Here is a 25,690-nt window from a genome sequence, read left to right on the forward strand (position 1 = left end):
CTTACCCTAGATGACTACGAACTTGAAGTGCAGTTCTAAAAAGTTAGTGTTGCCTTCATCTCCTTGGTTTAGAGCCTTTCAAGCCTCGTCTTTGATTTTCAATAAAGGCTCCTGAAAACGCAGCAGACGCCCCGCGTTTCCGAGCACCAGCAACGTACTGAGGTTATGCAGCAACGCCGCAATCATTGCCCCCGCAGCGCCGAGCCAGCCGAATGCGGCGAAGGCAACAATCGCGAGGGTCCAGCCCAGGCCGATGATCACGTTGACCTGCAAGGTCTGCCGGCATTGGCGACTCAACCGTACACAGGTTCCAAGACGACGCAGGTCGCTGCCGATCAACACAATGTCCGCCGACGCCAGTGCGATGTCCGCGCCACCCGCGCCCATGGCCACACCCACGACGCCCGCCTTGAGTGCCAGCGAATCGTTGATGCCATCCCCCACCACCATCGGCCGGAAGCCGTTGCCGATTTCTGTTAGCACGCGATTGAGTTTGTCCTCAGGCAAGGCCTGCGCTTCAACATCGCTGATGCCGACATCGCGCGCCAGCGTGTGCGCCACGCTGTGCCGATCGCCGGTGAGCAACAACTGGCGACCCAAACCCAATTCACGTAATTCGCTCAAGGCAAAACGCGCCTCAGGTTTGACGCTGTCAGCCAGCAGCAGCCAGGCAAGGAATTCACCGTTGAGTGCAAGCCCGGCAATCGGGCCATCGTGTTCGGGAACGACCGAAGTGGCGATGCCCAGTTGCGCGAACAACTCCGGACGACCGAGCGCTGCCTCGCCCTGCTCCGTCATCGCCACCACGCCCAGGCCCTGGCGCTCACGAATGTCCGAGAGCAGCAGAAAATGTTCCTGCGTGACCAACCCGGCGAGCGCACGGCTGACCGGATGACTGCTGGCCGAGCCGAGACTGGCGGCGAGTTTCAGCACGTGGCTGCGGTCCTCCAGCGGGCTGTCGATGGACTGCAACCGCAAGGTGCCAAACGTCAGGGTCCCGGTCTTGTCGACCACCAGCGAAGTCAGGTCCGCCAGCTCTTCAAGAAACGCCGAACTGCGGATCAGAATCCCGTGCCGCGCCGCCACCGCCACGCCGGCAATCGCCGTGGCCGGAGCCGATAACACCAACGCGCAAGGACACGCCGCCACCAACACCGCGAGCATTGCCTGAGCATCGTTGGTGACAAACCAGGTCACCGCGGCCAACAGCAACACCAGCACCATGTAACTGCCGGCGTAACGTTCGAGTAAACGCGTGATCGGCGGCTTCGAACGCTCGGCGCTTTGCATCAGGGCGATGACTTTACCGAGGGTCGATTCGTTGCCAGTGCGCGTCACTTCGATGCGCAGCAGACCGTCGAGGTTTATTGCCCCGCCAAAGACCTGCATGCCGACGCCCGCCTCGATAGGCACCGACTCACCGGTAATCAATGCCGTGTCGAGGCTCGCCTGACCGGACAACACTCGACCATCGGCCGGCACTCGATCACCCGCGCGCACTTCCACAATGTCGCCGGGCTTGAGTGTGCCGTTGTCGACTTCGACGATGGCTCCGTCAGCCTGAACCTTGCGCGCGTGACTGCGGGTCAGTTTGCCGAGGGCACGAATCGCTTCCTGGGAACCGATCACACTGCGCTCTTCCAATACGTGGCCGAAGATCATGATGATCGGCAGCAGCGCGGCGGTCAGCAGGTCTCCCGTGGCCCAGGCGCCGAGCATGGCGAGGGCGATCAGCTGATCGGTGATCCCGTGCAGGCTCGGATAACGCAGGCTGTACCATGCCGAACGCATCACCGGCACGGCCACCAGTAACGAAGCAAAACCCAACAGCAATTGACTGACGCCGGTCTGCTCCGGCGACAGCCAACGCCAGATCAACCCGAGACTGAGCAAGCCCAGTGCGAGCATGGCCAGGGTCAATTGGCGCGCAGCGCTGCGTTGTTCGGCCGAGGACAACATGCTCGGTGCGGCGGTGGTTTGGGCGGTCATTGTGCTGCTCCCTGAATGATCAGGCGGGAATCGTCTTTCGGGTTGACCGTCGTCACCGAGCCGGCCTGGCCGAGAATCTTCGGCATCCGTTCGCGGTAAATGCGCAGCAATATTTGCGGGTCGGTGCCCTGTTGTTGCGCCTTGGCCAGACTCAACACCGTGGCCGTATCGGCCGAGGCTTTGGCCAGCCGTTCACTTGCCTGGGCGTGAGCGACTTGCAGCGTTCGGTCGCCTTGCTCATTCGCAGCCTGGGTCAGTTTCTCGGCCTCGGTACGCGCATTGGCGACGGCTTTGTCCGCTTGTTGGCTGGCGGTCAGCACCGCATTGAACGCATTCACCGCTGGGCCGGGCAGGCTCGATTGCACGTCGACTCGCGACACTTCGATACCCAGTCCCTGCCCCGTCGCGGTCAGCTCTGCCAGGCGCTGATTGATGCCCTGCACCAAATCGCCGCGCAGTCGTTCGCGGCGTTCGGCCGCCTGATTGTCGGTGCCGATGAGTTCGGGGCGCGCAACCAGAATGGTGTCCAGGTCTCGCGCAGCAGTCAGGGCAACAGCGCTGCGAGTGACCAACCGATCAAGTGCTGGCAGCACATGTTCACCTTGAAGCACGAAGGCGTAAGGCTCGGTGACCTTGTAAAAAACCCGCACATCCAACTGCACCACGCCTGCATCACCGGTCAGCAAATAGCCCGAGCCCGCAAGCGCATCGCTCAACGGTGTCGCGAAAGAGGCCAACCGATCTGCCTGCGATGCGGCGTCGCTGCGAAGCAGATTCTCCACCCGACGCTCGATCACCCGGTCGGCTGCCGGCAACAAAATCACTTGTTCAAAAGGACGCGGCCAAGCCAGCAGCAACCCGGCATTCTGAATGCGATCCAGTGCGCCGAAGTGCAAAACCACCGCGCGATTCTGTGGATCAATCTGCCGCACATTGGAGAATGCCCAGGCCAACGCGGCGAGAACTGTCACCGCATACAGCGCCAGAAAAGCCAATCGGCCAGCCTGAATCCAGGGGCTACTTAACTCATGTGTTCCACGTGGAACTAAATTCATGGCTGTGACCCGGGCTTGTTATCGAGGGTCGGCGGACCGTCAACCAACACCCGGAAAGGCGCGGCATCGGTGCGCAATATCAGCTTGGTGCCCGGGGTGACGATCGTGCCCAAGGTATCGAGGGAGCGCAGCAAGTTATAAAGCTGCGGCGAACCGGCGTAGGCGCGACCATAAATCTGCGCGGCCTCGACGCGGGATTGAGCTTCGATATCAGCGGCTTTCACCGTCGCATCGGCTTGCACGATGCGCGCATCACGCTCGGCGGCAGAACGAATTTGCGCAGCTTCTCGTTTGCCGATGGCGGTGCGCTCGGTCGCGATTGTTTCACGCTCGGCGCGCATGCGATCGACGGTGGCGGTGAGTGTCACCGACGGCAGGGTCAGACGCTCGATGCCCACTTGCAGCACCCGAACGCCATACGTGGTCAGCAACTGCTGATCGATCTGCTGACGCAGCTGCGCCTCGAAATCTGCGATGTGAACCTTATTGGCGTCGGTGTTCACCAGGTTTGCCAGATCGAAGCTGCTCGCGGTGGTTTCCAGTGCAGAGCCCACAAACGTACGAATCTGCCGCGCCGCTTCGTCCGGCTGATTCTGCACCGCTCGCATAAAGCGCTGCACGTTGTCCGGATCGCCCTGCACCTGCCACGCCACGTACGCCTGAACAATGATGCGCAAACCGTCCCGCGTACCCACATCCTGCAAACCGCTGGAGGTGGTGCGCAGCCGCAAATCGACAGGAATGGCCGCTTCAAACGGTGCCGGCCAACGCCAGCCAAGGCCCGGCTCCAGCAACACCCGCGACGGATTGCCGAAGCGAGTGATCACCGTGGCCTCCCCCGAGCGCACTTGCACCAGACTCGCTGCCGCGATGGCGAATGCCACCAGCAACGCCGCCCAGCCCATGCGCCGCCACGGGAATGGCCCGGCTTCTTGTGGATCACCGTGGTGATGGTGGTGATGACCGTGGTGATGTCCGCCATGGCCGTGATCGTGGCCAGCGTGGTCATCGTGATCGTGAGTATGCGACTGGCTCAATTGGCAGCTCCTGGCTGAGCGCTATTGCGCGGCGACGCAGGATCGGCCGGCAGCGTGAAAGTACGTAGGTCGATGGTCGGCGCATTGTTGCTGCCGCCCAGTCGATGATCGAGGACCAGCAGTTTGGCGTTGGCCAGGCCTTGGGTCAGTTGGCTGAAATACTGTTCCAGCACGAACGCCTGGCCGGCACTGGCATAGGCTTTTTGTTCGGCGGTAAATTTCAGATCCGCCGCCTGAGCGGTGGAATTGATTTCATGCGCACTGGCAGTCGCTTGATCGCGAGCGATGCTGGCCTGCAACTGCGCCTGATTGGTCGCCTCCGCTGCCGCACCGCGCTCGCGGGAGATCAATGCCTGGGCACCAATCTGCGCCGCCTGAACACCGTGATAAGCATTGGCCGCACCGGCCGGCGGGTGAATCGCCTCAACCACCGTGGCGAGAATCTCAACGCCGCTGTCGAGTTTGTGCAAATCAGCCTGCACGGCGTGGCCGATCTCTTCGGCCAGCCCTACCCTGTCCTCGCCGAGCAAACCATCGAGGGTCCGCGAAGCAAAGTCGTGAACCAGAATCCGGCTGGCGGTGCTGCGAATCAGCGTCGGTACATCGGCGCTGTTGTACGTCGCGGCCAACGCCGCTTGATCAGTCAGGCCGATGCGGTAGACAAAACGCACGTCCATGTTGACGATCTGAAAACTCTGCTTGTCGGCACGGCTGCTGGCGATGACCTGGGATTTATCGTTGACATGGCTGGCGTCCCACAGGCGATTGGCAATCGCCGGTGCCGGGCCTTCCGCAGGCTCCAGGACGACCGGCGCCGATGTTTCGCCAACGCTCGTTGCCAACTCGTGAACCACGCCGTTTTCAACGCTCAGCACCCGGCCCAAAGGCCACGGTAAACCGGCGTGTAACCCTGGGCCGAACACTTCCACCGGTTTGCCGAAACGCTCGTAAATACCCCGCCCTTGCAGCGGTATTTCGTGAATGCCGGTGAGCGACCACCCGACGATCGCCACCACCGCCATCACCGGTAAAAACGCCCGGCGCATGTAGGTGAAGGCCCAGATCTGCCGCAAGTCGATGCCGAAGCGGTTATGCAGTTCATGCTGCAATGCCAGCAACGGTTGTGGCGGCCAGCGCAGCATGTCGGCGACGAAGCTGCGTGCCAGCAATGTCGGTTCAAGTTGTTCACGGCGAGGGCTGAACAGCGACAGCACGGCGCGCAGCATCAGCTCGACCGCGACCAGCCCTGGCAGCAAGCCGATCAACACGGCGAGGCGTACCGGCCACACCGAAGTTTCGTTGCTGAACAACAAACACAACGCGCTTAACACCAGGCAAATGATCGCGACCCGGCTCATCTGCGCCAACTGCCCAGCCTCTGGCCATTGAGCGACGTTTTCCTGGGCGAGCTGACGCTCAAACACCAGCAAACCGAAGGCCAGCAATAACGACAACGCGGCGCCGACGCTTGCCGATAAGCCCAACGCAGTGGGCGGTAACGTGAGGTTCCAGAACTGGCTGATGCTGAAGAGCGTCAACAGCGTCCAACCGGCGAGCCAGAGGGTCGGCGCGCCGATCTGCCCAAGCATGCGCACCCAACGCTGACTGAGTCGCTCCAGCAGCCGCTCATACCAGCCTTCAGGAGCAACGGTGTCTTCCGTTACCACCACCGGCTGCGTCGGGCTCATCGCTTGTGCGCGCCACTGCGTCACCCACCACGCCGATTGCAGACCGGCAATCAGCACCAGCAAACCGGCACTCTGACTGACCAGCAATGGTGCCCACAGCGACAGCGGTGCAAACAGCCCGACAAAAAACGCCAATAACAGACCGACCGCCGCCAAGGCGCCCAGGCCGATGGCGAGCTGACGCAATCGCCGCCCTTGAAAGACCGCCTGCTGAAAGCGCGGCAGCCCTGCTACCTGTGTTCCATCGACTTCGAGATCGACTTGCATACCACCCCAGTGCTTATCATTGGCCACATCGCAATTCGTTACGATATAACGAAAGTGGTGAAATTTTTGTACTAATTCGCTCTATCTGAAGACGCCCAACCTGTCGCCTTGCTGAAGCCTTGACCGAAACAGCCAGAAACGCACATATTACGCCCGTAATTTTCATCAGCGGCTACGGTTATCCAGCCCATTTCCCTTTCAGTCCAGGAGTACATCCATGAGCACTTATGACGTCGTGATTCTGGGCGGCGGCCCCGGCGGTTACAACGCAGCGATCCGCGCAGGTCAGCTGGGCTTGAAAGCGGCGTGCGTGGAAGGTCGGGCGACGCTCGGCGGGACCTGCCTTAACGTCGGTTGCATGCCCTCCAAGGCGCTTCTGCATGCCTCGGAACTCTACGACGCGGCCATGGGCTCAGAATTCGCCAACCTGGGGATCGAGGTCAAACCCACCCTCAACCTCGCCCAGATGATGAAGCAGAAAGATGAAAGCGTGACCGGGCTGACCAAGGGCATCGAATTTCTGTTTCGCAAAAACAAAGTCGACTGGATTAAAGGCTGGGGCCACATCGACGGGCCGGGCAAAGTGACGGTGACCGACAGCCAGGGCAGCAAGACTGAACTGAGCGCCAAGGACATCATTATCGCCACTGGCTCCGAGCCCACTCCCCTGCCCGGCGTCGAGATCGACAACAAGCGCATCCTCGACTCCACCGGCGCGCTGTCACTGGCCGAAGTGCCGAAGCACCTGGTGGTGATCGGTGCCGGCGTAATCGGACTGGAACTGGGCTCGGTTTGGCGGCGACTGGGCGCTCAAGTGACGGTGGTCGAATTTCTCGACCGGATCTGCCCCGGTGTGGACGGTGAAGCCGGCAAAACCCTGCAGCGCTCGTTGAGTAAACAGGGCATCAGCTTCAAGTTGAGCTCGAAAGTGACAAGCGCCACCACCTCGGCGAACGGCGTTCAGCTCAGCGTGGAGCCGGCGGCGGGCGGCACCGCCGAGATGCTCGAAGCCGATTACGTGCTGGTATCCATCGGACGCCGGCCTTACACCGAGGGGCTGGGTCTGGAAAACGTCGGCCTTAGCACCGACAAACGCGGCATGCTCGCCAACAAGGGCCACCGCACTGAAGCGGCTGGCGTATGGGTGATCGGCGACGTCACCTCCGGGCCGATGCTCGCCCACAAGGCCGAAGATGAAGCCATGGCCTGCATCGAGCAGATCGTCGGCAAGGCGGGCGAGGTCAACTACGACCTGATCCCCAACGTCATTTACACCAAGCCCGAGCTGGCCAGCGTCGGCAAGACCGAAGAGCAACTCAAGGCTGAAGGTCGCGCGTACAAAGTCGGCAAGTTTCCATTCACCGCCAACAGCCGGGCGAAGATCAACCACGAGACCGAAGGCTTCGCCAAAGTGCTGGCCGATGAACGCACCGACGAGATTCTCGGCGTGCACCTTGTGGGGCCGAGTGTCAGTGAAATGATTGGCGAGTATTGCGTGGCGATGGAGTTCAGCGCTTCGGCGGAAGACATTGCGCTGACATGCCACCCGCATCCGACGCGGTCCGAGGCGTTGCGTCAGGCGGCGATGAATGTGGAGGGGATGGCGACGCAGATGTAAGTCATCCTGATGGATTGATGTCGTCAGTCAGGCCGCCATCGCGAGCAAGCTCGCTCCCACATTGGTTTTGTGAACGCCACAAGTCCCCTGTGGGAGCGAGCTTGCTCGCGATTGGGACCGACTCGGTCTAAATCGGCAAATGTCCTAAAGGCAACGCCCCAGGCGTCTTCACCGTGTGAATTGCAAAGTTGCTGCGGATGTCGCTCACGCCCGGCAATTTCAGCAGCCGCTCCGTGAGAAAGCGGTCATACCCGCGCAAATCCGGCACCACCACTTGCAGCAGAAAATCCGATTCCCCTGACACCAGAAACGCCGAAATCACCTCGGGCAGTGCCGTCACGGCCTGGCGAAACGCTTCGGCCTGTTCATCATTGTGGCGCTCCACCTTGACCCCGACAAACACCGTCAGCCCAAGCCCCACTTCATCCCGATCAAGATTGGCCTGATAGCCGCGAATCACCCCGGCCTCTTCCAGCATTCGCACCCGGCGCAAACACGGCGAAGCGGACAAACCGATCTCATCGGCCAGTTGCACGTTACTCAGGCGACCGTCCCGTTGCAGGGCTGCGAGGATCTTGCGGTCGTAGGCGTCCAGTTTCATGGTTTGGCAGATCCTGATAGTTTGATCGTCACGAAGTGGCAGATTATGCCAATTATCGATCCGTTAGAAGCTGACTACGCAAGCACCTGCCCCACCCTTCGGTCCTAGACTGGCGCTACCGAATCGACAACGAATGGGGTGCAACGTGGAAGGACTCTGGCTGTTTTTCATGGCGCTGGCGGTGGTGTATCTGTTGCCCGGCCCGGACATGATTCTGCTGCTGCAGACCGGCGCCCGTCAGGGTAAAGGCGCGGCATTGGCAACGGCGGTAGGTCTGGGCATTGCGCGTGGTTGTCATGTGGCGTTGGCCGCGTTGGGGCTGGCGGCGCTGTTCAAGGCTGCGCCGTGGACTTTTGACGTGGTGCGCCTGGCGGGGGCCGCGTACCTGCTGTGGATCGGCATTCAGTGCCTGCGAACCACGATGTTGCCGAACCTGAATGGCAGCGACGCCGCCCTCGAAAAACCTCGCTGGCAGGACGCGATCCAGCGCGGGCTGCTGACCAACCTGCTCAACCCCAAGGCATTGCTGTTCTGCTCGGTGTTGCTGCCGCAGTTCATCAACCCTCACGCCGGACCGGTGCTCGCGCAATTTGCGGTATTGGGCGTGCTGCTGGTCGGCGTCGGTTTGCTCTTCGACAGCGCCTACGCATTGACCGGCGCCGCACTGGGCCGCTGGCTGCAACGCAGTCCCTCGGCCCAGCGCCTGCAACAGTGGTTGTTCGGTAGCCTGTTGATCGGCTTCGCCGTGCGGCTGACCTTTGTTCAACAGGCCTGAACCTTACTGCGCCTTACGACGGCGGCGCCGGTTGATCAATAACAGCGCTGCTGCCGTCACCGCGATGACGCCTCCGATCTGTAACGGCCACTTGTACGGCCGCAGCACCGAACGGGTGGCGTCAGTCACCTGGGTTACATAACGTTTGCTGGCATTCTCGAAGTCGGGATACGGGCACTGGTGGCCGAAATCCACCGCCCAATCCACGTAGGGCCCCTCTTTGACGTAACGCTGGTAAAGCGCACTTTGGTCTTCAAGGCTGCTGTTCCACCCCGCCGCCGAACACAGCACCGCCGCAAAGGCCTGGCTGGTGTGAGGCAGGTTATCGGCGGCGCGATTGGCCAAGGCCGTGGCGACGAATCGATAGTGGTAGCGCTCGTCGGGCTTTGCGGCGCTGGCTTGCTGGCGCTGGACTTCACCTTCGGCCACCAAGGGACCGACCTTGAGTTCAGCTGTCTCCAGGCTGTAATTGCCGCCAAACGTGGCGTAGTCCGGGGCCATTTCATAACCGAGAATATCCATGCCCCACTCACGCGCCGTCCAGGCGGCATTGAACAGCGCGGCGGCGCGCTTGGTCGGCCACCAAGCAGCATCAGCGAGCTGCCGCTGTTGCGCATACAGCCGGGCCTTTTTCTGTAGATCGGGATTGTCGAAATACGCCAGCGCTTCGTCGTAACGCTCTTCGCGCAGCAACCGACGCCCGAGCAGATTGCGCAGCTGCGCCGCCACCGGCAACGGCACATAGTTGTCGCGATCCTGCTGGCTCAGCGCTGGCGGCGCCGGCACCTGGGTGTCGACGTAATGCTTGAGTTCATCGACGGTCAGCACCCGCTCGGCAACGGTCGCGGCATCGAACCAATAAATGCTTTGGCTGCGATAAAGCTGATCGAACGCTTGCAGGTAATCGCCGCGTTGCAGCGCCAGAATCGCGCTCTCACCCTCGACCCGGCACTTGGGCTGGAGGCTTTCGAAATCGTAGTCGGGCGTGCGCCGCTCGCCCCATGACTCGTTCTGCGGGAAGGCCTGGGCAGCCTTGGCATACGCCGCAGTCGCTGCGCTTTTATCGCCATCACGCAGCGCCAGTTTCGCCCGCAGCCACCACGCCAGACCACCGTCCCCGGCGTGTTCAAGGAACGCTTTGGCGCTGGTGTAATCGCCCTGTTGATAATTCATCGCCGCCAAGCGGTCAGCGTTGTCCAGACTGCCGCGCGTGCTGCTTTGCAGCAGTTTGATCAGCTTCAGTTCGTTCGGCGGTTGATCACCGAATGACCAGCCCAAGCGACTGATCAGCGATGCCGTCACCAGTTGTTGCACGGGTTTGCCCTTGAGCAACTCGACCAACTGATCCTCAGGCATCGCCAGCAGATCCGCCATCAACAGCTTCAGCGAGGTGTAACCCACCGCCGAGCCGTGGCGATTTTGCGTGGCGTACAGGTTGATGGCGTTGTTCCAGTCGCCAGCGGTGCGTGCCACGCGGGCTTCTTCGCCGAGGCTGGCGACACCCAGTTCCAGCGGGTCGCTGAAGCCGTCGATGCTCAGCTGACGGGTCTGCTCGAAGGCCTTTCGCGACTGCGCCAACAGGTCGGGCGCTGCGTCTGCTTCGGCGCTCATGGCAAACAGCGTTCGGCCCAACGAGTAAGCCGCCCAGGTGCTGCGCAACGCGCGTTGATCCGCCGGCAGCGCCAACACTTTCTGGAAATACCCGGCGGCCAGTCCGTGATCACCGGCGCTGAATGCCACCGCACCCGCCAGATATAACCGGAGCTCGGCCGGCAGGCTCGCGCCCTCGGTGTCGACTTGATGGGCGCCGGTCAGCGTGCGCAGTTGTTTGACCAGCGCTTGCTGCTCCACCGTCAAACCGGCCTGCTCGGCCTTGTCCCGCTGCTCTGCGTAATCGGTCGCCTCCATGCTGTAAGGGGACGCCTCAACGTTCTTGAGCCCTGCGATCACATGCCCGAGGCGATTGATCTCGAACTGGAAGTTGCCTTCCGGCAGCTCCGCCAGCGATTGGGCCCGATTGTCCAGCAAGCGCATCGGGAAGTCCGGCCCGCAGGCCAGCGCCGAACCCAGCGGCAGGCTGAGGCTCAGGCAAAGCAAATGGCGGGGCCAGTTACGGGTGAACATTCGAACCTCCTTGATCAATGTGTGCGCAGCGTGCCCAACCGATGGCGCGCTGCTCGCCGGCCGGGATCCGGCCGTCGCGCAAGCGGGTGAAGGTAAGCAGATCCGGGCTTTGTTGCAACGCATAACCGGCCAGTGCATCGGCGCCATCGCAGCCCCGGACCGCCAGCGTTACGCGTTCGGGCCAGGCGCTGTCGAGGTTGCCTTGATTGCTGACGCTGATGTCATAGAGGTCGTCTTGGGCGATGAGTTTCAAACTCAAACGACTGTCGAGCGAATCTCCGCGAGCGACGGCACTCAGCGTGTTCAGGCTCCAGGCCCGACGATCACCCGCCAGCGGCAGGCGAAACCAGATCAGGCCGGCCAGATGCGCAGGTGGGTCGGCGCGAAGTTCGGCGGCGAGCGTGCTCAGCTGCAAGGGGTCCGCCAGCAATTCCCGACGTTGACCGGTGCGCTCGACCGGCACTTCGCTTTCAACGACGGGCGCATCACTGGCGCCCGGCAACAGGGCCACGCCATAGGCGGGCAGCGCCAAGTAAAAGGGTTTCGAGGTGATGCGGCTCCAGGCCTTGGCCCATTGCCTGGCTTGGTCCGGATCAAACAAACCACGACGCGGATCGCTGACCGCATGCACCTGCAATACGCTGCTGTCGACAGTCGCCAAGAGTGCCGGCAACTCAGGGCTGTCGAGCCAGGCCGGCAATGCGGTGATGCTTAACGGCAACGAGGCCGGCAGCGTACCGCGCAGGTGCATCAGAAATTCCCGATAAGCCGGTAGCCGAGCGCTGCCCGCGTCGTGGTCGATTTCCACGCCGGAGAACGTCAGCCCCTGCCCTTGCCAATCGCTGAGCACTTGCTGGATGTGCGCCGTGACGTCGTCCTGATCCAGCGCCTTGAGCTGGCCATCAAGCCGAATCACCGCAATCAGCGGCCGGCCATCATGTTTGAGCAGCGCCGGATCGATCCGCGCCCGGCTCCAGCCTGCTTGAGGGAACGCCTGCAAGGCCAGCACCCGCAAAGTCGAGAAGTCAGCGCGACTGTCCCGCAGTGCGGCGTCATGCGCCGACGTCCATTGCCGTTGCCAGACGTAGAGCTGCTGATCGAGCGGTGGCGCGTCCTTTTGCTCACAACCGCTGAGCAGCACCAACGCGGCAAGCAACGTCGCCAGTCGAACAAAAAAATACATGAATCCCCTTTCTCTGTAGCAGCTGTCGAGCCTGCGAGGCTGCGTTCGGCTGCGCAGCAGTCGTAAATCCTGAGTGCACGGTTTGCCTGAAAAACCGCGTCGCCTGATTTTACGACTGCTTCGCAGCCGAACGCAGCCTCGCAGGCTCGGCAGCTGCTACAGAGAGTGCCTACACCAATGGCTTGCGGGCGATGATCACCTGACTTTTCGCCACGACCGCGTCCAGCGCCTGCTTGATCTGCGCGCCACGGGGCGACGCCAGGATGGCCTGCCACGTGTCGGCCCAGTGGTTGAGCAACGGGTGATCGGGATTGCTGAAGTCGACTTTGGCTTCCCAGAACAACAGCATCCACATCGACCAGTAAAACCCGTACTGGCTGTGGCTGAGTACTTCCAGGCCAGCGTCGCTGACCATCGCCTTGAACTGCTCTTCGCTGATGATGCGAATGTGGTTGGGCTTCTCGAAATACTCGGGCGCCGCGATGTCTTTCTGCAGGTCTTCGGAACTAGGGTGCGGGACGCTGAGCAAGTACAACGCGCCCGGTTTGCCGACACGAACCAATTCAGCGAGGAACTGCGCCGGATCGTCCACGTGTTCGATGACTTCGGTGGACACCACGCGGGTGGCCGTTGCATCGGCAATCGGCAGCGGGTTGCAGTCGGTGACGTGGCATTCGACGTCACGCGCCGGCGTGTCGCTCAGGCGCTGGCGGGTGGCTTCGACCTTGGCCGCGTCGATGTCGGCGATGATGATCTTCGCCCCGCGCATCCCGCAGAAATGCACGTTGCCGCCGTCACCGCAGCCTACGTCCAGCAACGTGTCCTCGGCAGTGACCGGGAACCCGGTGAACAGCTCGCCGGTTTGCTGATTGAACCAGCCACTGAGCATCGCGTCGTGCAGGCCGAGCATGTACGGATCGACCTTCTCGACCTTGTCCGCAACCGGCTGCGCGGGAGCGGGCGTACCCGCCGTGAGTTTCTTCAAAAGGCTCAGCATGAGGTAGCTCCAGAGGTTTGAGCGGCTGTTCGGGACGTGCCCAGGCGTTTGACCAGCGAGGCACCGCGGTTACGCATGGGCATTTCGATAAAGCGGTAGTTGAGTTCGCTCAACAAGGCGATCAGCCCGCCAGCAATCATCAGCGTCAGGATGGGATGACCGCCGGGACTTGGCAGCCCGGCAGCCTGCAAACGGAAGGTGAATTCGCGCACCAGCAAATAGGCCGGAATGTGGATCAGGTAGATCCCGTAGGAGCGGCTGCCGACCCACGTCATCAGGTTCTTGAACACGCCCCGTGGCATCAGGTAATCGCGATTGTAGGAAGCGATCCACACCAGCACTGCGCTCAACACGGCAATCGCGCCGATGCGATAGTTGGTGAAGGTGAAGCGATCCGTCGCCATGAAACTGAGCACCAGCGACAGCGCGATCAGCGCCGTCACACCGGCCCATGGACGGCGCAAAAACGTCGGCTCCCAGCGCAGATATGAGGGTTGCACACTCCACATCGCCAACAGGATGCCGAGGGCCAGCGCATCGGTGCGAACCATCATCAGGATCGGCGTGCGCCACGTGAACAACTGCACTGCGACCAGCGCCAGCAAGGCCCAGACCAAGTGCTTGCGACAGATCAGAATCAACAGCGGAAACAGCAGGTAGAACTGCTCCTCCAGCGACAGGCTCCAGTAAACGAAACTGGTGCCGTACTCGTAGTTATAGAAGCTGTCGGCGAAGCGGAAGTTAGCGTACTGGGCGACCCCGGCCAGGGTCGCTTGCAGGTTGGCATGCAGCGTCCCGAACGCCCCGGAGCGATTCAGGAAGATGCAGCCCAGCAACATCAGCGCCAGCCACAACCACGCCGACGGCAGCAAGCGAAAGGCTCGGCGCAGCCAGAAGTTGCGCGTCTGCTGCCAGTACTCCTGACGCGTGCTGCAACCTTGCAACGCCGGGATCAGGCTGCGCGCGATGACGAATCCGGAGATCGCAAAAAACAGATCCACACCCCACCACGGCTGACCCCACGCGGTGATGGCTTGCAACAGTGGCACCGGGGCAGCAAACAGGCTGTCTTGCAGGTGATGGAACAACACGCCGAGCACCGCAATGCCGCGCAACAACTCGATGTCCATGATCCGTCGGTCGTTACTCATGTCGTCCTCCTGGACGCTGCTCCTTTATCCACCCGATTCCACCCTGCGCGGATCATGCTTCAGGGGTCTCCAAAGCGACGCGGGTTTCAAGGAGCTGCGCGAAGAAGACTTTCAATCGTTGCTCGGCGGTGGCCTGGCTGCAGAATTTTTCGAGGCTGGCCACCGAGTGGGCGGACATCTGCGCGTAACGCTCGGCGTCGTTTTTGGCGACGTCATAGCTGGCCTGATAAGCGCGGCACAACGACGCCCAGTTCGTGACGTAACGCAGGGTTCGGAACGCCCTGCGCGGGTCGTGAGGCCAGGCCGTCAGCTCATCGGTTGAGTCGATCAGGAACGCGTTATCGGCATCCAGGTAATCGATCATTGCCGTAGTGCGTGGCGCCACCGCCGGTTTGCCGCAGGACATGAACTCCATCAGCGGCAGGCACTGGCCTTCGCCGTAGGAGGTGTTGACCACGTAACTGGTCGCCTGCACGAGCTGCTCGTAGTCTGCATCCGCGAGGTAGCCGTAAATCAGCACGATGCGGCAGCGATAAGACTGGTTTTTGTACAAATGGTGAAGGATGTCAGTCAGCGCTTCTTCGGCGTCGTGGTGGGTCAGCTTCAGCACCAGCGTTGCGTCATCCACCTCGCGGAACGTTACACAGAAGGCACTGAGCATGTCTTCCCAATTCTTGCGCCCGTCACCCGGATTGAACACCGAGGTGTAGATCACGCCGTCGAGCACCAACTCGTGTTCACGGGGCGGTGCCGCAAAATCGATACCCCCACCCTCTCGCAACTGCGCCGGCCCAAAGGCCCGCAAATCGAGCGTGCGGCTGTCTGCCACCAGGCCTTTGATCTTCAGTCGCACCTGACTGGCCAGTGGCTGGCGTTGCAACTGCGCGCCACGCGCCGAGAATCGGTCCCACACCGGGGCCGGCACAGCGACGATCGGATAGTCGGCGCCCATCGCCTCGCGCACGGCGTTAACGGTGTAGCCGGAATGGGTAATCGCCGCACCTGAGGCGCGCAAAACCGTGCGCCAGTCATTGCGCGGCTCTCCGGCAAAGGGTTCGTTGGGAATGGTGCTGAATTCCCACGCGAACACCGGCAAGGTCGGACACGCGAAGTTGACCGGTGTGCGATGCGGCGGCGAGAACGACAGGAACACGCAGTCTTCACCACGGGACAGCGCGTCGAGGTACAAGGCGTCGACTTCGGTCTGTGGGTCGCTGACTTCCACCACACGCCCCAGACGTTCGAGCACCGGCCGGTATTCCTTGAGCACGAAGTAATAGCTGTACTCCGAACGGCCGAGGTTCTGGGCAATGGTGTGCTGGTTGGTTTCCGAATGAATGATGATCAGCATGAGGCGTTATCCGTCACGGCCGCTGCCGGCAAAGCCTGCGGCGTCAGCCCGAAAAAATCCGCCAGGCGCTTCTGCACCGGGGCGAAGGCGCAGTAGTCGTGCATGCGCTCGACCGCGTCACGAGACATGCGCTGGTACTCCAGCGGTTGCTCCTTGGCCATCCGGTAGCTGCTTTCGTAAGCGATTTTCAGCGAACCCCAGTCCGGTCGATAACGCAGGGTCCGGTAGATGATCCGGGTGTCCTGCGGCCAGATGGTCAGCTCTTCGCTGGACTTGACCACAAACGCCACACGCTCATCGATGTAATCCTCCATGGCGGTGTGGTCCGGGGCGATCACCGGTTTGCCGCTGGCCATGAACTCCATCAACGGCAAGCACAGACCCTCGCAACGCGACGCGTTGACGTAATAACTGGCCGCTTCGTACAGCCGGGCGTATTGCGGATCGTCCAGGTAACCGTGCATCACCACCACCCGACAGGCGAACGGTGAGAGTTGCGCGAGTAAGGTCATCAGCTCGTCGTAGTAGGACGAAAGATCGCTTTGGGTAATCTTCAGCACCAGCGTGGCGTCATCCGTTTCGCGGAAGGCCCAGCAGAATGCGGTGATCAATTGATGCCAGTTCTTGCGACCGTCTCGGGGGTTGAACACCGTGACGTAAACCACGCCGTCGACCTGAGTCTCGACCTGGGCGGTGGTGTCCGGCCATTTGCGCGGTTCAGGCTCATGCAGTGCCATCGTCTGCGGACCGGCGATGGCCGGCAGATACTTGGCAAGCCGTTCATGAGCGGCGTCCGACAACAAGTCACGAACGCCTTCCCAATACCACTGGCTCAGAAAGTGAGTGCGATGCACCGGGACGGGCAGCGTTTTGCCCATGTCCCGGCGCCACATATGCAGGTAATGGCGAGCAATGACGAAGCGGCGTTTCAAGGTCAGCGGCGGTGGCTTCGCCGCTTCCGCTTCAGCCTCTCGCGCGGCGATTTCTTCAGCCGTGGGCACCACAGGAATCAATGCGTCGGCGCTGAGCCCAAGGGTACGGGTATCAAAAATGCAGCCCTTGATCTCCAGTGTCGAACCGGCATTGACCGGGACGCTGGTGTGGCTGCTGCGGATGGCGGCGAAGTTTTCCCACAACGGTGTGGGTAAAACCAGCACCGGGAAATCGTCACCCATGGCCCGTCGAATCGCCCGGGCCGTGTGGCTGGAAAGCGTGATGACCCGGCCCTGACGCGCCAGCATCTGCGTCCAGTCCTGGCGCGGGTCGTTGTCCCACTGCTCATCAGGAATAGAGTCGAACTCCCAGGCCACCACGCAGATCGTCGGGCATTCAAGGTCATTCGGGGTTTTCTGCGGCGGCGTAAAGGACAGGAACAGGCTGTCTTCGCCGGCGGCCAGCAGTTGTCGATAGAGAGGATCGACCTCGGCGGTGGAGGACACCACATGCACTCGCCCGAGGCTTTCGAGCACCGGGCGATAAGCCTTGAGCACGAAGTAATAACTGTATTCAGGGCGACCGAGGCTCTGGCTGATGGAGCTGTCGTTGACGTCCGAGTAAAGAATGAAATTCATGGCATCCCACGATGAAACCGCCATCCCGGCAGCCTCACTCTATGACGGCAAAGCCACGGATCGACCCAGCGTTTGCCGGTCGTCGTCCATCGTCTTCTTGCCCGTCTACGTTCTTGTTTTAATGGTCAGCTTCGCGGGGTGTAAATACCACCCGACCGAACCCTGGGTAATCGTGACGAGGGGCATTCTAAACACATCCGCTGAGGATTCGTGAACCGCCCGGCGAGAATAAATCGGGCTACGCTAACGAGAACTGACCGGTCACGGTGGGACCTGTTGAAATTGCCGCGCAATTGGCACAGATTGGCTACCAAACAACTACAACAAACGTTTCGCCTGTCTTTCGACCAAGGAATCCACCCGGTCTGTCAGACATCTCCATATAGCCTGTGGGGGATGGACGAAATGCATGACCAAGGGGCCGCTGTTTGAAAAAGCGTCTGTTCGTTACGGGTCTCAGTGGATTCGTAGGACAACACATCCAATCTCGCCTGAAGGCTGATGCCTCGGAATGGGAGCTTCTGCCTGTCGCCTCCCGCTACGATCTCAGTGAACCCGACACCCTCGACGACCTCTGGCCCGAGATGCCCGACGCGGTCATTCACCTTGCCGGCCAGACCTTCGTTCCCGAAGCCTTCCGCGATCCGGCACGCACGCTGAATATCAACCTGCTCGGCACCTTGAACCTGCTTCAGGCACTCAAGGCGCGGGGGTTCAAAGGCACCTTCCTGTACGTCAGCTCCGGCGACGTCTACGGGCAGGTGATCGAATCACACCTGCCGATTACCGAGCTTCAGCCACCCTGCCCGCGCAATCCCTATGCCGTGAGCAAACTGTCAGCCGAATTCCTGAGCCTGCAATGGGGCCTGAGCGAAGGCTGGCCAGTGCTCGTGGCGCGTCCGTTCAACCACATCGGCACCGGTCAGAAAGACAGCTTCGTCATCGCCAGCGCCGCGCGGCAAATCAACCGTATCAAACAAGGCCTGCAGGCCCCACAACTGGAAGTCGGTGACATCGACGTCACGCGCGATTTCCTTGATGTGGGTGATGTGGTGTCGGCCTATCTGGCGCTGCTGGAAAAGGGCACGCCGGGGCAGGTCTACAACATTTGCTCGGGGCGCGAGCAGAGCATTCGCAGTCTGATCGAACAACTGGGGGACCTCGCCCAGGTCGACATGCAATTGATTCAGGATCCGGCGCGTCTTCGCCGCGCGGATCAGCGTCGCGTTTGTGGCAGCCATGCCAAGCTTGCCCAGACCACAGGATGGACGCCTGAAATCACAACACAACAATCCCTGCGGGCGATCCTGTCCGACTGGGAGAAGCGAGTAAAAGAAGAATGACAAAAAGTGCATTGATCACGGGGATCACCGGTCAGGACGGCGCGTATCTGGCCAAACTGCTGCTCGACAAGGGCTACAAGGTCCACGGTCTGGTGGCGCGGCGCAGCAGCGATGCGCGCTGGCGCCTGCGTGAGATGGGGGTCGAGGGCGACATCGTTTACCTGGACGGCGACATGGCCGATGCCTGCTCGGTGCAGCGCGCGGTGATCAAGTCCGCCCCGGATGAAATCTACAACCTGGCGGCACAAAGCTTTGTCGCGGCCTCCTGGGATCAACCGGTCACCACCGGCATCGTCGACGGGCTGGGCGTGACTCACCTGCTCGAAGCGATCCGCCAGTTCAGTCCGCACACACGTTTTTATCAGGCGTCGACCAGCGAAATGTTTGGCCTGATCCAGGCCGAGCAACAGGACGAGAACACGCCGTTCTATCCGCGCAGCCCATACGGCGTGGCCAAGCTTTACGGACACTGGATCACCGTGAACTACCGCGAAAGCTTCAACCTGCACGCCAGCAGCGGGATCCTGTTCAACCACGAATCGCCCCTGCGTGGCATTGAGTTCGTGACCCGCAAAGTGACCGACGCTGCCGCCCGCATCAAGCAGGGCAAACAGCAGGAACTGAGCCTGGGCAACATCGACGCCAAACGCGACTGGGGGTTTGCCGGCGACTACGTCGAAGCCATGTGGCTGATGCTGCAACAGGACAAGCCTGACGATTTTGTGGTCGCCACCGGCGTGACCACCACCGTGCGCGAGATGTGCCGGATCGCCTTCGACCACGTGGGCCTCAACTACCGCGACTTCGTGAAGATCGACCCGGCGTTCTTCCGCCCGGCCGAGGTCGAAGTGCTGCTCGGCAACCCGGCCAAAGCCCAGCGTGTATTGGGCTGGAAGCCAAAAACCGACCTGGATACCTTGATCCGCATGATGATGGATGCGGACATGAAACGCGTCGCCAAGGAGTAGGCCATGCTGATTCCTGTGATTCTCTCCGGCGGTGCCGGTACTCGCTTGTGGCCGGTGTCCCGCGAGGGCCATCCCAAGCCGTTCATGACCCTGCCCGACGGTCAGTCGCTGCTGGGCAAGACCTATCGGCGTGCGGCCGGCCTGCTTGATGGCTGGGGCGATATCGTCACGGTGACCAACCGCGACTACTACTTCCAGAGCAAGGATCACTATCAGGAGGCGCAGCTAAGTCGCCATCGCGGGCACTTTCTGCTTGAGCCGACCGGCCGCAACACAGCTCCCGCCATCGCGGCCGCGGCCCTGTCGCTGCAAGCCTTGCACGGCGATGAAGCGATCATGGTGGTGATGCCCGCCGACCATTTGATCCTCAACGAAGACGCCTTGAAAGCGGCGGTCGAACACGCCGTTGCGCTGGCCAAAGATGGATTCCTGGTGACATTCGGCGTGGTGCCGACCGCCCCGGAAACCGGTTTCGGCTACATCGAAACCGGCGCGGCGCTGGATGGAAAAGGCGCCACGAAAGTGCAGCGCTTCGTTGAAAAACCGGATCTGCAAACCGCCACGCATTACCTGGAAAGCGGCAAATTCCTGTGGAACTCGGGGATGTTCTGCTTCTCGGTCGCGACCCTGCTGGCCGAATTGCAGGTTCATGCCCCCGAGCTGCTGGCGCAGACGCAAACCTGCATGGCGCAAAGCGCCCCCGTGGAAACGGCCGGGTGCCTGCAACAGGAACTGTCCCCAGTGTTGTTTGCCGAGATCACTGACATTTCCATCGACTACGCCTTGATGGAACGTTCCGACAAAGTGGTCGTGGTGCCCGCCGGTTTCGACTGGAGCGACATCGGCTCCTGGAGCGCGGTGGCTGCACTGGTGCCGGCGGATGCGCAAAACAACCGTGCCAGCGGTGACGCGGTGTTCATCGACAGCCACAACAACTTTGTCCAGAGCGAAGACCGGCTGGTGGCGGCGGTGGGTGTGGATAACTTGATCATCATCGACACCGCCGACGCGGTGCTGGTGGCCCATGCCGATCGCGCGCAGGATGTGCGCCGGGTGGCCAAGCAGCTCAAGGACAAAAAGCACGAGGCCTATCGCCTGCACCGTACGGTCAGTCGGCCATGGGGCACTTACACCGTGCTCGAGGAAGGCCCGCGCTTCAAGATCAAGCGCATCGTGGTCAAACCCGGCGCCAAGCTGTCACTGCAGATGCACCACCACCGCAATGAACACTGGGTGGTTGTCGAAGGCATGGCCAAGGTGACCAACAACGGTAGCGGCACCCACCTGGTGGCCAAGAACGAATCGACCTTCATTGCCGCCGGTCACAAGCATCGCCTGGAAAACCCGGGCGTGATCGACCTGGTAATCATTGAAGTGCAAAGCGGCGAATACCTGGGAGAGGACGACATCGTTCGCTTCGAAGACCAATACGGCAGGACGGTTTGAATGCTGCTTTCCCTATACCGCTCACTGTGCAGCCATCGAGGGTTCATCCTCGGTAGCGTCCAGCGAGAGTTTCAGGCGCGTTATCGCAATTCGCTGTTCGGTGCCCTGTGGCCCGTGCTCAATCCACTGTCGATGATCATCGTCTACACCGTGGTTTTTTCGCAGATCATGCGCGCACGCCTGCCGGGTGTGGATGACAACATGGCCTACAGCGTGTACCTGTGTGCCGGTTTGCTCGCCTGGGGACTGTTTGCGGAAATCACCCTGCGCAGCCAGAACATGTTTCTGGAAAACGCCAACCTGCTGAAGAAAATCAGCTTCCCGCGGGTCTGCCTGCCGATCATTGTATTGATCAACGCCGGCATCAACTTCGCGATCATCATCGGCCTTTTCCTGGTTTTCCTGCTGTTCACTGGACGTTGGCCGGGCATGGCGTTGCTGGCGTTGATACCGCTGATGGCGTTGCAAATGATGTTCTGTGCCGGGTTGGGGATGATCCTCGGCGTGTTGAATGTCTTCTTCCGTGATGTCGGGCAACTCTTCGGCATCTGCCTGCAATTCTGGTTCTGGCTGACGCCGATTGTGTACCCGATGAGCATCCTCCCGGACTGGGTTCAGCGCCTGCTGCAACTCAACCCCCTGACCAACCTGATCGTCAGCTATCAAAACATGTTTCTTTACGGCCAATGGCCGGTCTGGAGTTCGCTGCTGCCGATTTTTGTCACCGGCGTGGTGTTCTGTCTGATCGGGCTGCGGCTGTTTCGCCAGCGCGTCGGCGAAATGGTGGATGAACTCTGATGGGGCATATTCGCGTCACCGGCCTGGGCAAGGCCTACAAGCAATACCCGACCCGCTGGAGCCGACTGGCCGAGTGGCTGATCCCGTTTTCGCCCCGGCGCCATCACCAGCACTGGGTGCTGCAAGACGTCGCGTTCGAGATTGCGCCCGGTGAAGCGGTGGGCATCGTCGGGGTCAACGGCGCCGGCAAAAGCACCTTGCTGAAGATGATCACCGGCACCACCCAGGCTACGTGCGGCAACATCGAGCTCGAAGGCCGGGTAGCGGCGCTGCTGGAACTGGGCATGGGGTTTCACCCGGACTTTACCGGCCGGCAGAATGCAGTCATGGCCGGGCAATTGCTGGGCATGCAGGTCGATGAAATTGAAGCGCTGATGCCCGAGATCGAACATTTCGCGGAAATCGGCGAAGCCATCGACCACCCGGTGCGTACCTACTCCAGCGGCATGCAGATGCGCCTGGCGTTCAGCGTGGCCACCGCACGGCGTCCGGACATCCTGATCGTCGACGAAGCCCTGTCCGTGGGCGATGCCTACTTCCAGCACAAGAGCTTCGAACGCATCCGCAGCTTCCGCAAGGCCGGCACCACCCTGCTGATCGTGTCCCACGATCGCTCGGCCATCCAGGCGATTTGCGATTCAGCCATCCTGCTCAAGGACGGCCGCATGGCGATGCACGGCAAACCCGAAGCGGTCCTGGACTATTACAACGCCATGATGGCCGAACGTGAAGGCCAGATCGTGCGTCAGGAAATGCTCGCGGACGGAGAAGTGCAAACGGTTTCCGGTACCGGTGAAGCGAGCATCCTCAGTGTGCGGTTGCTGGACGAAAATGAACGTTCCATCGACGCCGCCGAGGTCGGTCAGCCCGTGGTGTTGGAAGTCCAGGTCGAAGTCCGTCAGGACATCGAGCGATTGGTGCTCGGCTTCATCCTCAAGGACCGTCTGGGTCAGATGATGTATGGCATCAACACCCATCGCCAGGACAAGGCCCTGACCGATCTGCACGCCGGAGAACGCTACACGTACCGTTTTGCCTTCGTCATGGGCCTGGGCAAGGGCAACTACTCCGTGTCCCTGAGCCTGTCGCGACTGGATTCGCACCTGGATCGCAACTACGAATGGCGCGATTACGGGCTGGTGTTCCACGTGATCAACAACCGGCAGGAAGACTTCGTCGGCTGTTCGTGGCTGGCGGCGAAAACCACCATTTCCCGCTCCGGGTCGATTGTTTCGGAGCGCACGCCGTGACGCGTCTTCTGGTGGAATGCACCCATGTGTTCCAGCACCCCAAGGTCAATTCGGGCATTCAGCGGGTGGTGCGTAACGTCATCAATCAGCTGCCGGACAGTGTCGATGGTGTCGAGTGCATCCCGGTGGTGATGCTCAACGGCAAACTCTATCGGGTGCTGAAACTCGGCGCGTTGAACATACCGTTTTTCGATGGCTTGATGACCTTTGGCGGGCGCCTGGGGCGGCTGGCTCATCGTTTTTGGCAACTGCACCAACGCTTGCACAACCGCAGCAACTCGCGAGTGGTCAAGCGCCTGCTGCACGTGGCCTACCGCGTCACGGCGATCAGTTGCTTCAGCATTCCGTTGCGCCTGATCGAGGGCATCAACCAGTATCAGTTGCCCAAACGTTGCTCGCCGTTGCAGCACCAACCGGGGGATCAATTGGTGCTGCTGGACTCGTCCTGGCATGCCGATCTGTTCCCGGTGGTCGAACAGCTCAAGCGTGAAGGCGTGGGCATTGTTTCGGTGATCTACGACCTCATCCCGCTGACGCACCCGCAGTTCTACGACACGCGGCTGGTGCAGATTTTCAATGAGTGGTTCAACTGGGTCACCCAAACTGCCGATGGCTACGTGGCGATATCCGCCACGGTGCGCGATCAGGTGCGTGAGGAATTGCAGCGTCGGCTGGGTCCGGCCAAAGCCAATACGCTGTGGTTCGACTATTTTCACCTCGGCTCCGAACTGGACCTGAGCGAAGCCACCGCCGCCATCGAGCCGCGCTTGACCCGTGTGTTCAAAACCCCGGAACCGGTGTTTTTGATGGTCAGCACCATCGAGCCGCGTAAAAACCACGATTACTTGCTCGACGCGTTTGAACGCGCCTGGGCCTCGGGCTCGCAAGCCCGGCTGTGCATCGCCGGCCGAATCGGCTGGAAATGCGACGCCCTGCTCGCCCGCGTGCGCAATCACCCGCAACTGAACCAACGGTTGTTCATGTTCAACGACCTGAGTGACACCAGCCTCGAACACGCCTATTCCCACGCCAGCGCGCTGGTGTTTCCGTCCTGGGTCGAAGGCTTCGGCCTGCCCTTGGTCGAGGCGATGCAGCGCGGTTTGCCGGCAATGGGCAGCGACATCCCGGTCTTCCGTGAAATCGGCGGCGAGTTCATGGCGTACTTTGACCTGGCCGAGCCGCAAAGCCTGGCCGACCTGGTCACCGGTTTCGAACGCTCCGGGCAATTCCCGGCCGCTCGCAATGTGGTGGACTGGCAGTGGATCGGCTGGCAGGAAGCCAGTGCGCAACTGGCCGAACGAACCCTGCGCAATCTGATAGAAGCGCCGGCCGTGCAAGAGAGGCAACATGCGAATTGCCCTTAACGCCCGGATCCTTCAAGCCCCGCGCACCGGTATCGGCCATTACGTTGCCGAACTGGCGAACGCCCTTGCGGGTGAGCCCGATGTCGAACTGGCGCTGTTCCACGGATGGGGCTGGAGTTCGAACTTGCCGGAAGCCGCCATGCCCGGTTACTCGCGACTGACGCCCTTACTGCGACAGATTCCCGGGGCTTATCAGGCCCGGCGCTGGCTGGAGCAGAAACGCTTCGATCAGGGTCGCTCGCCGACCATCGACCTCTATCACGAACCGAGCCTGTGGCCGCTGTCGTTCGACGGCCCGACGGTCATCACCTTGCATGACCTGACGCACCTGCACTACCCCGAGACGCAACCACCCTCGCGCTTGCGAGAAATCGAGCGACGGTTGGCCGATGGCGTGCAGCGGGCAAGTCTGATTCTCACCGACTCGCAGTACATCGCCGACGAGGCCCAGGCGCATTTCGCGCTGCCGGCCGAGCGCTTTGTTGTCGCACCGCTGGGCGTGGCCGCACGTTTCCACCCACGGGAACCTGAAGCCATCGATGCGGTGCTCAAGGCCCACGGCGTAGAGGCACGAGAATACTTTCTGTGCGTCGGCACCCTGGAGCCGCGCAAGAACCTGACGCTCGCCCTGCGCGCCCATGCCCGATTGCCCGAAGCCGTGCGCCAGCGTTTTCCGCTGCTGATCGCCGGCATGGCCGGTTGGCAAGGCGAACAGTTCAGTGACGAGTTGCGCGCAGCCTTGGCTACCGGCGATGTGTGCCTGCTCGGGTATCTGCCCGATGAGGCTCTGGCACAACTGCTCGCCGGAGCCCGCGCATTGATTTTTCCTTCGTTGTACGAAGGGTTCGGCCTGCCCGTTCTGGAAGCCATGGCCAGCGGCACCCCGGTGATTCTGACCCGGCATTCGGCCATGCCGGAAGTCGCGGGCGCCGCAGGCAACTACATAGCAGCGGACGATCCAGACAACTTGCGCGATGCCATGAGCCAGCTCATTGACGACCCGCTGCATTGGCAGTCGTGCCGCGAAGCCGGTTTGCAACAAGCGAAGCTTTTTTCCTGGGAGCGTTGCGCGAAGGTCACGGCCCGCGCTTACCGCCAGGCTATGGGAGACTGA

Annotated in this window: 20 protein-coding genes; 9 read left to right on the top strand and 11 right to left on the bottom strand. The window is 61.3% G+C overall.

Annotation, left to right across the window (positions count from 1 at the left end; all coding sequences use genetic code 11):
- Nucleotides 1–78 precede the first annotated feature (78 nt).
- Genes ACYZT8_RS29750 through hflK (ACYZT8_RS29765) form a run of 4 tightly spaced genes read right to left on the bottom strand, consistent with a single transcriptional unit; the run spans nt 79 to nt 6,036 of the window.
- Nucleotides 79–1,989: a cation-translocating P-type ATPase gene (locus ACYZT8_RS29750; RefSeq protein ID WP_461978031.1), complete on the bottom strand. Its 1,911-nt coding sequence runs from the start codon at nt 1,987–1,989 to the stop codon at nt 79–81.
- Complete coding sequence (hflK, locus tag ACYZT8_RS29755; RefSeq protein ID WP_461978033.1) at nt 1,986–3,044, bottom strand: protease modulator HflK; 1,059 nt, start codon at nt 3,042–3,044, stop codon at nt 1,986–1,988. Before hflK (ACYZT8_RS29755) ends, ACYZT8_RS29750 begins: the two co-directional genes overlap by 4 nt.
- On the bottom strand, nt 3,041–4,081 hold the full coding sequence (gene hflC, locus ACYZT8_RS29760; RefSeq protein ID WP_461978035.1) for a protease modulator HflC: 1,041 nt from the start codon (nt 4,079–4,081) through the stop codon (nt 3,041–3,043). Before hflC ends, hflK (ACYZT8_RS29755) begins: the two co-directional genes overlap by 4 nt.
- The gene (gene hflK / locus ACYZT8_RS29765) at nt 4,078–6,036 is read right to left on the bottom strand and encodes a protease modulator HflK (protein ID WP_461982649.1); all 1,959 of its coding nucleotides are present in this window, start codon (nt 6,034–6,036) and stop codon (nt 4,078–4,080) included. Before hflK (ACYZT8_RS29765) ends, hflC begins: the two co-directional genes overlap by 4 nt.
- A gap of 217 nt (nt 6,037–6,253) precedes the next feature.
- Here hflK (ACYZT8_RS29765) and lpdA point away from each other — a divergent pair, with 217 nt between their 5' ends.
- On the top strand, nt 6,254–7,654 hold the full coding sequence (lpdA, locus tag ACYZT8_RS29770; RefSeq protein ID WP_461978037.1) for a dihydrolipoyl dehydrogenase: 1,401 nt from the start codon (nt 6,254–6,256) through the stop codon (nt 7,652–7,654).
- A gap of 127 nt (nt 7,655–7,781) precedes the next feature.
- On the opposite strand, the gene ACYZT8_RS29775 is transcribed toward lpdA, so the two are convergent.
- Nucleotides 7,782–8,255 (bottom strand): Lrp/AsnC family transcriptional regulator, encoded by a 474-nt coding sequence (locus ACYZT8_RS29775; RefSeq protein ID WP_461978039.1) that lies wholly within the window; start codon nt 8,253–8,255, stop codon nt 7,782–7,784.
- Between the two features lie 145 nt (nt 8,256–8,400).
- Between ACYZT8_RS29775 and ACYZT8_RS29780 the strand changes: the two genes are divergently transcribed.
- Nucleotides 8,401–9,030, top strand: coding sequence for a LysE family translocator (locus ACYZT8_RS29780; RefSeq protein WP_461978041.1), 630 nt, complete (start codon nt 8,401–8,403; stop codon nt 9,028–9,030).
- A 3-nt stretch (nt 9,031–9,033) separates the two neighbouring features.
- Here ACYZT8_RS29780 and ACYZT8_RS29785 read toward each other — a convergent pair whose 3' ends face one another.
- From ACYZT8_RS29785 to ACYZT8_RS29810, 6 genes are all read right to left on the bottom strand, one after another.
- Entirely contained in the window at nt 9,034–11,154 is a 2,121-nt protein-coding gene (locus ACYZT8_RS29785) for a hypothetical protein (protein ID WP_461978043.1), read from the bottom strand.
- Nucleotides 11,141–12,337, bottom strand: coding sequence for a DUF3142 domain-containing protein (locus ACYZT8_RS29790; RefSeq protein ID WP_461978045.1), 1,197 nt, complete (start codon nt 12,335–12,337; stop codon nt 11,141–11,143). Before ACYZT8_RS29790 ends, ACYZT8_RS29785 begins: the two co-directional genes overlap by 14 nt.
- A 169-nt stretch (nt 12,338–12,506) precedes the next feature.
- Nucleotides 12,507–13,334 carry a class I SAM-dependent methyltransferase gene (locus ACYZT8_RS29795; RefSeq protein ID WP_461978047.1) on the bottom strand — a complete coding sequence of 276 codons (828 nt, stop codon included), beginning with the start codon at nt 13,332–13,334 and terminating at the stop codon, nt 12,507–12,509.
- Nucleotides 13,328–14,485 carry an acyltransferase family protein gene (locus ACYZT8_RS29800; RefSeq protein WP_461978049.1) on the bottom strand — a complete coding sequence of 386 codons (1,158 nt, stop codon included), beginning with the start codon at nt 14,483–14,485 and terminating at the stop codon, nt 13,328–13,330. Before ACYZT8_RS29800 ends, ACYZT8_RS29795 begins: the two co-directional genes overlap by 7 nt.
- A gap of 52 nt (nt 14,486–14,537) precedes the next feature.
- Nucleotides 14,538–15,836, bottom strand: coding sequence for a glycosyltransferase (locus ACYZT8_RS29805; protein WP_461978051.1), 1,299 nt, complete (start codon nt 15,834–15,836; stop codon nt 14,538–14,540).
- Nucleotides 15,830–17,407, bottom strand: coding sequence for a glycosyltransferase (locus tag ACYZT8_RS29810; RefSeq protein ID WP_461978053.1), 1,578 nt, complete (start codon nt 17,405–17,407; stop codon nt 15,830–15,832). The genes ACYZT8_RS29805 and ACYZT8_RS29810 overlap by 7 nt, the downstream gene beginning before the upstream one ends.
- Nucleotides 17,408–17,835: 428 nt before the next feature.
- Here ACYZT8_RS29810 and ACYZT8_RS29815 point away from each other — a divergent pair, with 428 nt between their 5' ends.
- Genes ACYZT8_RS29815 through ACYZT8_RS29845 form a run of 7 tightly spaced genes read left to right on the top strand, consistent with a single transcriptional unit; the run spans nt 17,836 to nt 25,690 of the window.
- Complete coding sequence (locus ACYZT8_RS29815) at nt 17,836–18,750, top strand: GDP-mannose 4,6-dehydratase (protein WP_461978055.1); 915 nt, start codon at nt 17,836–17,838, stop codon at nt 18,748–18,750.
- Nucleotides 18,747–19,718, top strand: coding sequence for a GDP-mannose 4,6-dehydratase (gene gmd / locus ACYZT8_RS29820; protein WP_109626923.1), 972 nt, complete (start codon nt 18,747–18,749; stop codon nt 19,716–19,718). Before ACYZT8_RS29815 ends, gmd begins: the two co-directional genes overlap by 4 nt.
- 3 nt (nt 19,719–19,721) lie before the next feature.
- Nucleotides 19,722–21,164, top strand: coding sequence for a mannose-1-phosphate guanylyltransferase/mannose-6-phosphate isomerase (locus tag ACYZT8_RS29825; protein ID WP_461978058.1), 1,443 nt, complete (start codon nt 19,722–19,724; stop codon nt 21,162–21,164).
- Nucleotides 21,165–21,962 carry an ABC transporter permease gene (locus tag ACYZT8_RS29830; RefSeq protein ID WP_461978060.1) on the top strand — a complete coding sequence of 266 codons (798 nt, stop codon included), beginning with the start codon at nt 21,165–21,167 and terminating at the stop codon, nt 21,960–21,962.
- The gene (locus tag ACYZT8_RS29835; RefSeq protein ID WP_461978062.1) at nt 21,962–23,212 is read left to right on the top strand and encodes an ABC transporter ATP-binding protein; all 1,251 of its coding nucleotides are present in this window, start codon (nt 21,962–21,964) and stop codon (nt 23,210–23,212) included. The genes ACYZT8_RS29830 and ACYZT8_RS29835 overlap by 1 nt, the downstream gene beginning before the upstream one ends.
- A complete protein-coding gene (locus ACYZT8_RS29840) occupies nt 23,209–24,576 on the top strand; it encodes a glycosyltransferase family 4 protein (protein WP_461978064.1) in 1,368 nt (455 codons plus the stop codon). The genes ACYZT8_RS29835 and ACYZT8_RS29840 overlap by 4 nt, the downstream gene beginning before the upstream one ends.
- Nucleotides 24,560–25,690, top strand: a complete 1,131-nt coding sequence (locus tag ACYZT8_RS29845; protein WP_461978066.1) for a glycosyltransferase family 4 protein — start codon at nt 24,560–24,562, stop codon at nt 25,688–25,690. The genes ACYZT8_RS29840 and ACYZT8_RS29845 overlap by 17 nt, the downstream gene beginning before the upstream one ends.

This window comes from Pseudomonas sp. LB3P93 (assembly GCF_054898025.1).